The organism is Metabacillus rhizosphaerae (genome assembly GCF_037201795.1).
Taxonomy (GTDB): Bacteria; Bacillota; Bacilli; order Bacillales; family Bacillaceae; genus Metabacillus; species Metabacillus rhizosphaerae.
In genome coordinates, this window is the sequence record NZ_CP147403.1 from 638,765 (window position 1) to 650,000 (window position 11,236).

At 37.7% G+C, this 11,236-nt stretch carries 12 protein-coding genes and 2 rRNA genes (1 of these 14 only partly in view); 1 reads left to right on the forward strand and 13 read right to left on the reverse strand.

From position 1 onward, the window contains the following. The first annotated feature begins 609 nt into the window (after positions 1–609). Positions 610–897 carry an AbrB/MazE/SpoVT family DNA-binding domain-containing protein gene (locus WCV66_RS03270; protein WP_185654051.1) on the forward strand — a complete coding sequence of 96 codons (288 nt, stop codon included), beginning with the start codon at positions 610–612 and terminating at the stop codon, positions 895–897. Between the two features lie 68 nt (positions 898–965). Here WCV66_RS03270 and rsmI read toward each other — a convergent pair whose 3' ends face one another. From rsmI to WCV66_RS03335, 13 genes are all read right to left on the reverse strand, one after another. After that, on the reverse strand, positions 966–1,847 hold the full coding sequence (gene rsmI, locus WCV66_RS03275) for a 16S rRNA (cytidine(1402)-2'-O)-methyltransferase (RefSeq protein ID WP_066333558.1): 882 nt from the start codon (positions 1,845–1,847) through the stop codon (positions 966–968). A 7-nt stretch (positions 1,848–1,854) separates the two neighbouring features. Then, positions 1,855–2,127, reverse strand: coding sequence for a GIY-YIG nuclease family protein (locus tag WCV66_RS03280; protein WP_066333562.1), 273 nt, complete (start codon positions 2,125–2,127; stop codon positions 1,855–1,857). A gap of 65 nt (positions 2,128–2,192) precedes the next feature. Then, positions 2,193–2,939, reverse strand: coding sequence for a tRNA1(Val) (adenine(37)-N6)-methyltransferase (locus WCV66_RS03285; RefSeq protein ID WP_338789389.1), 747 nt, complete (start codon positions 2,937–2,939; stop codon positions 2,193–2,195). 114 nt (positions 2,940–3,053) lie between these two features. Beyond that, entirely contained in the window at positions 3,054–3,425 is a 372-nt protein-coding gene (gene yabA, locus WCV66_RS03290) for a DNA replication initiation control protein YabA (protein WP_066333566.1), read from the reverse strand. A 13-nt stretch (positions 3,426–3,438) separates the two neighbouring features. Next, complete coding sequence (locus WCV66_RS03295; protein WP_338787888.1) at positions 3,439–4,266, reverse strand: stage 0 sporulation family protein; 828 nt, start codon at positions 4,264–4,266, stop codon at positions 3,439–3,441. 2 nt (positions 4,267–4,268) lie between these two features. Continuing rightward, positions 4,269–5,261: a DNA polymerase III subunit delta' gene (gene holB / locus WCV66_RS03300; protein WP_338787889.1), complete on the reverse strand. Its 993-nt coding sequence runs from the start codon at positions 5,259–5,261 to the stop codon at positions 4,269–4,271. A 16-nt stretch (positions 5,262–5,277) separates the two neighbouring features. Next, on the reverse strand, positions 5,278–5,718 hold the full coding sequence (locus tag WCV66_RS03305; protein ID WP_066333579.1) for a YaaR family protein: 441 nt from the start codon (positions 5,716–5,718) through the stop codon (positions 5,278–5,280). A gap of 71 nt (positions 5,719–5,789) precedes the next feature. Next, the gene (locus WCV66_RS03310) at positions 5,790–6,119 is read right to left on the reverse strand and encodes a cyclic-di-AMP receptor (protein ID WP_066333581.1); all 330 of its coding nucleotides are present in this window, start codon (positions 6,117–6,119) and stop codon (positions 5,790–5,792) included. Positions 6,120–6,201: 82 nt separating this feature from the next. Continuing rightward, on the reverse strand, positions 6,202–6,831 hold the full coding sequence (gene tmk, locus WCV66_RS03315) for a dTMP kinase (RefSeq protein ID WP_198165153.1): 630 nt from the start codon (positions 6,829–6,831) through the stop codon (positions 6,202–6,204). A 5-nt stretch (positions 6,832–6,836) separates the two neighbouring features. Next, positions 6,837–8,285: an aminotransferase class I/II-fold pyridoxal phosphate-dependent enzyme gene (locus WCV66_RS03320; RefSeq protein ID WP_338787890.1), complete on the reverse strand. Its 1,449-nt coding sequence runs from the start codon at positions 8,283–8,285 to the stop codon at positions 6,837–6,839. Between the two features lie 154 nt (positions 8,286–8,439). Continuing rightward, positions 8,440–8,643 carry a sigma factor G inhibitor Gin gene (locus WCV66_RS03325; protein ID WP_066333595.1) on the reverse strand — a complete coding sequence of 68 codons (204 nt, stop codon included), beginning with the start codon at positions 8,641–8,643 and terminating at the stop codon, positions 8,440–8,442. A 537-nt stretch (positions 8,644–9,180) separates the two neighbouring features. Then, positions 9,181–9,296: ribosomal RNA gene (gene rrf / locus WCV66_RS03330) — 5S ribosomal RNA — on the reverse strand. An 80-nt stretch (positions 9,297–9,376) separates the two neighbouring features. After that, positions 9,377–11,236, reverse strand: a 23S ribosomal RNA gene (locus tag WCV66_RS03335); it runs 1,071 nt beyond the window's last position.

Below are 11,236 nucleotides of genomic sequence, written 5' to 3' on the forward strand. Positions count from 1 at the left end.
TGTTGAATATGCGTTAAGGAGTGTGAAGTTCACTTCTGCTTTAGCGCTGGAGCTAGTCACTAAAACTTTGTCTATAACCTTATACTTGGCTTTTCTTTTCAAAAAACGCTCTCGCCCCTAAGGACGAGAGCGTTATGAAAAAACTAATATTCAAATGGATCAAATTAAATAGTGACCTAGCATTACTAATCTATCCACCCTTGATCATTTCATACTCTTTATGATACCATCTTGGCCCCTAATATCAAATATATATACATAAAGATTTTTGATTTCTACAATTCGACACCCATTTCGACATATATATAGTAGATTTGTCGAAAATTCGGTGAATCATGTCGAAAGCTTCATAGAAAAATATAAAGTTATTTAGTACTAATAAAATTACATTTTTAGGTTTATATTCCATATTTTGAGGGTATATATCCGGTGAAACCTTATATCTACAAGGATTAAAAACCTCCACCTATTTTTTTACATGGAAAAATAAATAAAATGATTGACGATTATTGGAAACACTGATATGCTTAAAAAGCAAATCAGTTTTTGTCGAATATTGACGAAGTTTAATTTAAAAACATAGAGAATGTCAAAATTGAGAGGAGATTTATCATTATGAAATCTACAGGTATCGTACGTAAAGTTGATGAGTTAGGTCGTGTGGTTATTCCGATCGAACTACGACGCACATTAGGTATTGCTGAAAAGGATGCTTTAGAAATTTATGTGGATGATGAAAAAATCATTCTTAAAAAATATAAGCCAAACATGACTTGTCAAGTTACTGGAGAAGTTTCTGACGACAATCTTGCATTAGCTAATGGTAAGTTAGTACTTAGCCGTGAAGGTGCAGAACAAATTTTAGCAGAAATTCAAAATCAACTAGTTCAAAAGTAATTAGTAAAAAAAGAGGGATCTGATACTCATATTTTGAGTAATCAGATCCCTCTTTTTCATTAATGTATTTAATCAATATGATATGCTTGATAAACTTCTCTTTTTTGGATTCCTCTTTCAATTGATACTCGTTTAATTGCCTCTTTAGAAGGCACATCTTGCTGAATGTAATGTTCCACATGATCCATTATGGTTAATTCACTCCACCACGTATTCTCAGCAGTTGAAATCTCATCTTCATCCGTTCCTTCAACTATTATACAAAATTCCCCACGGATCTCATTTTCTTCAGACCACTTAATTATCTCATCAATATTTCCTCGTATAAATTCTTCAAATTTCTTTGTTAATTCTCTTGATAAACAAATCGAGCGATTTCCTAGATACTCTTTCATCAGCTGTAACGTTTCTTTTAATCGATGTGGAGATTCATAAAGGATTATTGTTTCAACCCTTCCTCGTAAAGATTCAAGCTGATTTTTCTTTTCTTTTTTTTGACGATCTAAAAAGCCAAAAAAGTAAAAGGGCTGTGGACTAATTCCTGAGGCAATTAATGCTGTTAATGCCGCGTTTGCACCAGGTAGAGGGATAACACTCCCCCCTAAAGCAAGTACTTGTTTAACTAATTCACTACCCGGATCAGATATTGTTGGCATTCCTGCATCACTAATAAGAGCAATATTCTTCTTTTGCTGTAACAATTCTAGCACTCTGTTACCGCTTGTCTCCTTATTATGCTCATGGTAACTAAAAATTGATGTTTCTATTTCAAAATAATTACATAATTTTCTCGATTGGCGAGTGTCTTCAGCTGCAATTAAATCGACTTCTTTGAGAATTTTTATTGCACGGAATGTCATATCCTCTAAATTTCCTATTGGAGTGGGAACTAAATATAAATCTCCTATTTCCTTCTCTCCATTATGAAAGCTTTTTTGCCTTTTTAGCATGTCCCCTTCACCCTTCTATATCAGATGTTTCACTGCTTATGTATTGTTCTTTAGCCTTTCTTGGTAGCTTTTTAAAGGATATTTCCATTTTTAAAGCTTCACTCTTTGTTTTAAATTCTTCTGAATACAATAACTTAACCGGAGTTCTTCCTCTTGTATATTTAGCACCTTTACCATTATTGTGTTTTTTTAATCTTTCGTTTATATCAACGGTATATCCTGCATAGTAACTTCCATCACTACATTCAAGTACATAAAAATAATGATTTGTTTGTTCCATATAAACTCCTTATAGCTTTTCCACGCTAGCATTTAGCATCTAAATGTGATTATGTCGCACGTTAATTAGCTAGTACCGTCCTCTTTATCTCCATATAATATCTTCCGGATCTCATTTGTATATTCATTTTCTCCATTATAGACAAATATAGGGGCCATCATTTTTAAATCTGAATTCCCACCCTTGATCCCTTCGATTAACAATGTATTTGCATCTTTCCCTAGTCTAGGGTAAACAAATTGAATCCGTTTTGGTTCAACTCCATATTTTCTCATTAATTCTACAATATCAACAAGCCTACCTGGTCGATGTACAAGTGCAATCTTTCCACCTTGCTTCACAAGCTGACTACTAACTCTAATAACATCTTCTAACGTACAAAGAATCTCATGCCTAGCAATTGCAAGATGCTCATTTAAATTTTGTTTATCCTTCTGAGGAGTAGCAAAATAAGGAGGATTACACGTGACAACATCAAATTTTCCAAACCCTAGCTCCTTCGGCATTTCTTTAAGATCACCATGAATCATTTCTAACTGATGTTCTAGTTTATTATAAGCAATACTTCTTACTGCCATATCATACAGTCTTTCCTGAATCTCCACTCCAATTACTTTACCCTTTGTTCTTGTACTTAGTATTAATGGAATAATCCCATTCCCTGTACACAAATCAATAATATTCCCTTTTTGGATGGGCATATAGATAAACCTAGAGAGTAAAACTGCATCTAAAGAAAAAGAAAAGACTGTTGGACTCTGAATAATCCTCAGATCCTCTGCTAATAAATAATCTAATCTCTCATCACCTATTCCCTTTTTGGATGTTGTATGACTCCTTTTAAAAGAAAAAAAGACTGACACATATCAAAGGGTTTTATCCCTCCATGGTTCTTCTAGAGGGCAAACCATCATGAGTCAGCCGCATTACTTCTTATTTAGGAATGATAAGCAAAATAAACAATCTCCATCTTTACGAATACTGCCATAATGTAAATTACAAATATGGAAGCCTTCTTGGTACAATCTCGCTAAGTTATCATACCCTTCACCTATATCAATTTGATTTTGTTTCGTTTGCTGCTTTTCCTTTGACTTTTTTTCCTTAGTTTTAACACTAGTTGAGTTAATTAATGTTGAATCTAATCTTCGGCGTAAGTTCTCATTTTCAATTATTAAATGGTGATTTTCTTCAATGAGTTCACCTAGATATTGCTTCAACTCACCCAATTGAGTGTATAAAGATCCTATTTGTTGTTCCATGCTGTTTATAGATTCAAATATCTCTTTTTTATCCACTTGTTCCACCTCATCAATCTGTGGATTGCATTGGAACTACGCCTTCTTTCTGCAATTCATCCCAAGTGTATTCTACCACGCGTTCCTGTTCTACTAGATTTACCTGTATAATTTTCTCTAATATATTTAGGCCAATAACCTTACCTAGTCCATTCGGAGTACCAATCATTTCGCCTAAATCTGGTAATAGTTCTTTGGCAGCCTCATACTCATCGTTTTCATACTTTAAACAGCACATTAAACGACCACATAAGCCAGAAATTTTTGTTGGATTTAAAGACAAGTTTTGGTCTTTAGCCATTTTAATCGAAACAGGCTCAAAATCACCTAAAAATGTAGAACAACATAACATGCGGCCACAAGGTCCTATTCCACCTAACATTTTTGCTTCATCTCGAACGCCAATTTGTCTAAGCTCGATTCGTGTTTTAAAAATAGCCGCCAAATCTTTGACAAGCTCACGAAAGTCAACGCGACCATCTGCTGTGAAATAAAAAATCACTTTATTACGATCGAATGTATACTCGACATCGACTAACTTCATATCTAAACCATGTTCAGAAACCTTCTTTTGACACACATGATAAGCTTCTTCTGCCGCATCTTGATTTTCCTGAACCATCAGTCTGTCTTTATCATCTGCAAGTCGGATGACTTTTTTTAAGGGGAGTACTACGTCATTCTCCTCAACCCTTTTATTATTTAATACAACTTTACCGTATTCAATACCTCGAATTGTTTCTACAATTACAAAGTCGTCATCCTCTATATGAAGACCATTAGGGTCGAAATAATATATTTTGCCCGCCTTTTTGAAACGAACACCTACAACATCATACAAACTTATCCCTCCTGCAATGTTAAAACCAATTTTTCCATCAATAATTGTGGATTTACATTGGCATGAAGCCTTTTTTTAGCCTCTAAAATAGAAGTAATCTTCTCAGTCACACTTCTTTGTGTCATTTGAAGGGCATGCTGCTTTAATTGCTGAATCAAGTCTTGATAAATGACTTGTTCCTCGTTTCCTAATTGGACCGATAAAACATCTTTATATATATATAATAACAAGTCTAACCCTGTTTCTTGCTTATCTTTATCATTAAAGTGGCTCATCCAATCTGTATGAACATAGATTGGTGCCTGTCCTTTTCGATTAACGACTATTTCATATAATTTTATCACTTTCAATCTTCCTTGCGCAAACCAATCATCTTGTGCAATCTCAATTGCTGCTTCCGTATCATTCGTTAGCTGTGAAACGAGAGCTGCTAAATGCTTAGGAATACTTGATTCAATAAGTGCTTCTTCGATAGATTTTGGTTGTAAAGGTTGAAAGGATAATAGCTGGCAACGAGATAGGATCGTATTTAAGATTTTATGATACTGCTCAGTCATTAGAATTGCAATTGTATTTGCATTTGGTTCCTCTAAAAACTTCAGTAAACTGTTTGCAGCATTTACCGTCATTTTATCAGCGTGAATGATCATATAGAGCTTTTTATTAGATTCAACACCTGATTTTGAAAATTCCTCTTGTAACGCTTGAATCTGTCCTTTCTTTATAGACAGACCATCAGGCTCAACAATATGAACATCTGGATGGTTACCAGATTGTATCCTCTTACAATTTTTACAACTCTCACACGGCTTATAGTCTTGGAGATTTTCACAAAAGAAACTTTTTGCTAAAAGGATTCCTATGTCCTTTTTTCCTGTTCCCCTTTTCCCCTCAAATAAATAGGCATGCGCTAACCGTTGCTTTTGAATACTGTTCGCTAGTAGCTTAATAACACGCGGTTGATATGACGCTAAATCTTGCCAATTTTTCGCCATTAATATTCATCACTCCCTACGTATATAGGTTGATAAGCAATCCCTTAACTTCACCTATTTTTGCAAGGATATCGATTGTTGAGCGTTCCTTGTTCACTATTTCGTCGGCTAATTCAACAAGTGATTTATCTACCTGTTCAATAATTCTTAAGGACCGACTATTTCCATTGTAATCCCAACTTCTTGACTGTTTCATTGTCATGCCATATTCAACAGCCTCATGTATAAATTTTTTAACCAGTAATTTATATTTTGAGAGATCACTAAAATTTCTTGATTTAGAAACTCGACGACCTGCATCTTCAATATTAACTAACAATTTATTTAACTGTTCCATCTGAAGCTTGTTCCCTTGCTTCGAAATTAAATCTTGAAACCCTTTAGAAGTTGTTTGTGCAGCTTTTTGCTCTAAACCTCGTTTATCCATTGTTGAACGTATATCTTGACTAATTTTCATAAAAACCCCCATGGCATAATTTCGCCACCATCTGTTATGAAAAAGATTATGAAACCATCTATATCAGCACATTAAAATTGATGAAACTGCTCCACAGGAAGAACAAAAACTGTTGCACCGCCAACCTCTACTTCTACAGGATATGGGATAAAGGAATCAGCATTTCCCCCCATAGGTGAAACTGGTGCAACTAGTTGATCTCGCGATTTACAATTATCCTTAATGATTTGTAAGGCTTTATCAACTCTAATATCTTCTGTTCCTATCATAAATGTCGTATTACCAGACTTTAGGAATCCACCTGAACTAGACAATTTTGTTACACGGAAATTATGCTCCATCAACGCATTCAATAGTTTATTACTATCTTGATCTTGTACAACGACAATAACTAACTTCATAATGAAAGGCCTCCTTATATTGTAACATGTTCATCTATGTGATTCATTGCTTGTTTAATAGTAATTTAATGCCAACTAGAGATTAAAATTCAAAATGCACTTTCAATGCATCTCTAACGTCAGATACTACTTCTTCAATTGGTTTCTCAGCATCGATTACAATAATTCTCTTTTTAAACCTGGTAATAACCTTCTCATACCCCTCCTGAACCTTTTTGTGGAATGAAAGGTCTTCTAAATCAAGTCGATTCTTCTCTCTTTCCTCACTTTTTGCAATTCTTTTAAGTCCCTTTTCAGGATCAATCTTAAAATAAAAGGTTAGGTCAGGCATGAATCCGTTAATGGCAAATTCATTTATTGAAAGAACTTCATCAATACCTAACCCTCTTGCATACCCTTGATATGCTAAGGAACTATCGATAAATCTATCACAAAATACAGTTTTCCCTTTGTTTATTGAAGGTATAACCTTCTCAACAAGATGCTGTCTTCTAGCCGCAGCATATAGAAGTGCTTCTGTTCTTGAATCCATCTCTGTATGTTCTTTATTTAATATTACTTCACGAATCTTTTCTGATATGCTAATACCTCCAGGTTCTCTAGTAAAAATAGCCTCAATACCAGATTGCTGTAATTCTACCATTAACAATTCTAAAACCGTCGTTTTGCCAGCTCCTTCTGGCCCTTCAAACGTTATAAATTTCCCTTTCAACATACTCACCTTCTTTTCATAAATATAGCTATTTTTCCTTGTTGAATATTATGATCACCTTGAATACTTACTCCAGATTTCATTAATTCCTTCATTTGCTCAATTAATGTAGTAGTTATTTTCTCACCAATCATAATAAATGGTATTCCAGGTGGATATGGAATAATCGATTCTGCTGAATAATAGCCGATTGCCTCATCAAATGCCACCAGCTTCCTTTCACATTCATTCAAATATGAATATGGCTTTTCTAATGATTGGATACTATTACTATTAGATTGACTAATTTTAGTATGGACTAGTTGTCTGTTAGTTGTAGAGTGAGAGGGATTAGGAAACTTTCCTTTTATTTTTTCTAGTTCCTTTATGCTTAATATCGTGTTAGCGAGTGGTAAGATAAACAGTAAGTTAGTAGGATCAGCTAGTTCCGCAAAAATATTTTGTGATTCAAAGTAGTCTTGAAGTTCAAATCCTGTTAAACCTTTTGTTGAGCGTATTGTAACCTTTAATGGATCAGTCTTCACTAACTTATCAGCAGATCGGACGATGACAATTTCATCAATAGAATGTATTTGTTGCTTTACAGACTCTATTACCTGTAAAATTTCGGCCTGTTTTTTATCTTCCTTAATACTTTTAAGATATGCTCTAGCTAAATCTAATGATGCCATTATCGGATATGATGGACTACTGCTTTGCAAAACTGATAAATAAAAATCAAGTTTTTCTTTATCAATTAACTTGCTATTAAAATGAAGGAATGAACCCATTGTCATTGCAGGTAATGTTTTATGGGCAGAATGAACAACAATATCTGCACCTGAATCTATTGCTGAAGTAGGAAATTCATTCCCTGCTATAAAATGAGCACCATGTGCTTCATCGACTAGTACAGGGATCCTGTGTTTATGAGCAAGCTGAATAATTTCAGTTAAATCCATTGTTAAACCGTAATAATTTGGATTTGTTAAAATTAATGCTTTTGCCTTTGGATAACGTCTTATTGCTTCTTTTATAGTCTCAATCTCAACGTAAGAAGGTACTTGATACTCATCATCTACCTTAGGTGATAAAAAGATCGGACTAGCACCAGCTAATTGAATTCCATTGATGATTGATTTATGAGAATTTCTTTGGACAAGAACCTCATCATTTTTACTACTGGAAGCTAGAATCATTGCTAAGTTTCCGACCGTTGATCCGTTCACTAAGAAGTATGTATTCTGCACACCGTATAATGTTGCCGTTAGCTGTTGTGCCTTTGCTATTGCTTCTTTAGGATGGTGCAAATCATCCAATCCGGTTAGCTCTGTAACATCGAAAGGTAAAATTCCTCTATAGACCTGTTCTGCCTGATTCATAAAGACAGTCCCATTTTTATGTCCAGGAACATGTAAGGACAGAGGGTTCCTCTTTGTATGTTTCATTAATGCTGTAAAGAGGGGTGTTTCCATACATATATCAGCGTCCTTTATTTTATATAAAATAATTATAACAATACTTCACTTGATGAGTATATACTTAGTCTCAATATAAATATTTATGTATGACTAAAAATAAAAAAGACTGATTTGAAGTCAGCCCTTTTTAATAGGTTTTAGTTTTTTATTATGAGTATAGTGGCGGGTTTTTTACCCTTCTTAATTTCTCTAAGTAATATTGGTATTTAGGATCAGATGTTTGTGTACTAGTCATTTCTTTTTCACAATCTACACAAATAAAACTCGTATAGAGATGAATTCCTGTCATTTTTTCTAAATCACATATTATACAAGTTTCCCCTTTAAACCTTTGTAAACTATTAGAATTCATTTTCTCCACCTCCATACTTTATAGTTTGCCCAAACCCTTACATTGTATACACAATTTTGAATTTAATTAATTTGTTTTCATTACTTTATGTACGGATAACTTACTTTGTGTTTGTCTTGAATAAAAACTTACGTTTTTAGTTGATTTTATATATTTCCACCCTATCCTTTAGATAGTAGTTCAATTTTACACCAATAAAAAAGACCAGTATCTCTACTGATCTTTTTCTTTTTTACCTGGCAACGTCCTACTCTCACAGGGGGAAACCCCCAACTACCATCGGCGCAGAGAACTTAACTTCCGTGTTCGGATATCGGCTTGCGATAAGCGGCGAATCTCTTCGTCAGCTTGTTCATTCAGATCCTCATGTGCCAAGAACGCACATTCCGGTCTTCACTCTCTGCGCTTCCTCGACCTTCTTGCTTCTCCCAAGCCTCAGGCTAGTAGGTTAAATTTGTCTTCAGTTTTAAATAATAAACCTTTCGGTTTAAAAAATATCAAAAAAGATCAGTATCTCTGCTGATCTTTTTCTCTCTTACCTGGCAACGTCCTACTCTCACAGGGGGAAACCCCCAACTACCATCGGCGCTGAAGAGCTTAACTTCCGTGTTCGGCATGGGAACGGGTGTGGCCTCTTCGCCATCATTACCAGATAATTTATAAAGTTGAAGGGATGTTCCTTCAAAACTAGATAACGATACACAATTCAATTCACTTCATTTAACGCTTTTATTAGGTTAAGTCCTCGATCGATTAGTATCTGTCAGCTCCACACGTCACCGCGCTTCCACCTCAGACCTATCAACCTGATCATCTTTCAGGGATCTTACTAGCTTACGCTATGGGAAATCTCATCTTGAGGGGGGCTTCATGCTTAGATGCTTTCAGCACTTATCCCTTCCGCACATAGCTACCCAGCTATGCCTTTGGCAAGACAACTGGTACACCAGCGGTGCGTCCATCCCGGTCCTCTCGTACTAAGGACAGCTCCTCTCAAATTTCCTACGCCCACGACGGATAGGGACCGAACTGTCTCACGACGTTCTGAACCCAGCTCGCGTACCGCTTTAATGGGCGAACAGCCCAACCCTTGGGACCGACTACAGCCCCAGGATGCGATGAGCCGACATCGAGGTGCCAAACCTCCCCGTCGATGTGGACTCTTGGGGGAGATAAGCCTGTTATCCCCGGGGTAGCTTTTATCCGTTGAGCGATGGCCCTTCCATGCGGAACCACCGGATCACTAAGCCCGACTTTCGTCCCTGCTCGACTTGTAGGTCTCGCAGTCAAGCTCCCTTGTGCCTTTACACTCTACGAATGATTTCCAACCATTCTGAGGGAACCTTTGGGCGCCTCCGTTACATTTTAGGAGGCGACCGCCCCAGTCAAACTGCCCACCTGACACTGTCTCCCAGCCCGATAAGGGCTGTGGGTTAGAATTTCAATACAGCCAGGGTAGTATCCCACCGACGCCTCCACCGAAGCTAGCGCTCCGGCTTCTCAGGCTCCTACCTATCCTGTACAAGCTGTACCAAAATTCAATATCAGGCTACAGTAAAGCTCCACGGGGTCTTTCCGTCCTGTCGCGGGTAACCTGCATCTTCACAGGTACTATAATTTCACCGAGTCTCTCGTTGAGACAGTGCCCAGATCGTTACGCCTTTCGTGCGGGTCGGAACTTACCCGACAAGGAATTTCGCTACCTTAGGACCGTTATAGTTACGGCCGCCGTTTACTGGGGCTTCGGTTCAAAGCTTCGCTTACGCTAACCTCTCCCCTTAACCTTCCAGCACCGGGCAGGCGTCAGCCCCTATACTTCGCCTTGCGGCTTCGCAGAGACCTGTGTTTTTGCTAAACAGTCGCCTGGGCCTATTCACTGCGGCTTTTCCGGGCTATTCACCCTAAAAAGCACCCCTTCTCCCGAAGTTACGGGGTCATTTTGCCGAGTTCCTTAACGAGAGTTCTCTCGCTCACCTTAGGATTCTCTCCTCGCCTACCTGTGTCGGTTTGCGGTACGGGCACCTCTCACCTCGCTAGAGGCTTTTCTTGGCAGTGTGGAATCAGGAACTTCGGTACTATAGTTCCCTCGCCATCACAGCTCAGCCTTATACGACAACGGGATTTGCCTCGTTGTCAGCCTAACTGCTTGGACGCGCATATCCAACAGCGCGCTTACCCTATCCTTCTGCGTCCCCCCATTGCTCAAATGGTGAGGAGGTGGTACAGGAATTTCAACCTGTTGTCCATCGCCTACGCCTTTCGGCCTCGGCTTAGGTCCCGACTTACCCTGAGCGGACGAGCCTTCCTCAGGAAACCTTAGGCATTCGGTGGAGGGGATTCTCACCCCTCTTTCGCTACTCATACCGGCATTCTCACTTCTAAGCGCTCCACTAGTCCTTACGGTCTAGCTTCACAGCCCTTAGAACGCTCTCCTACCACTGTTCTAAAAGAACAGTCCACAGCTTCGGTGATACGTTTAGCCCCGGTACATTTTCGGCGCAGAGTCACTCGACCAGTGAGCTATTACGCACTCTTTAAATGGTGGCTGCTTCTAAGCCAACATCCTGGTTGTCTAAGCAACTCCACATCCTTT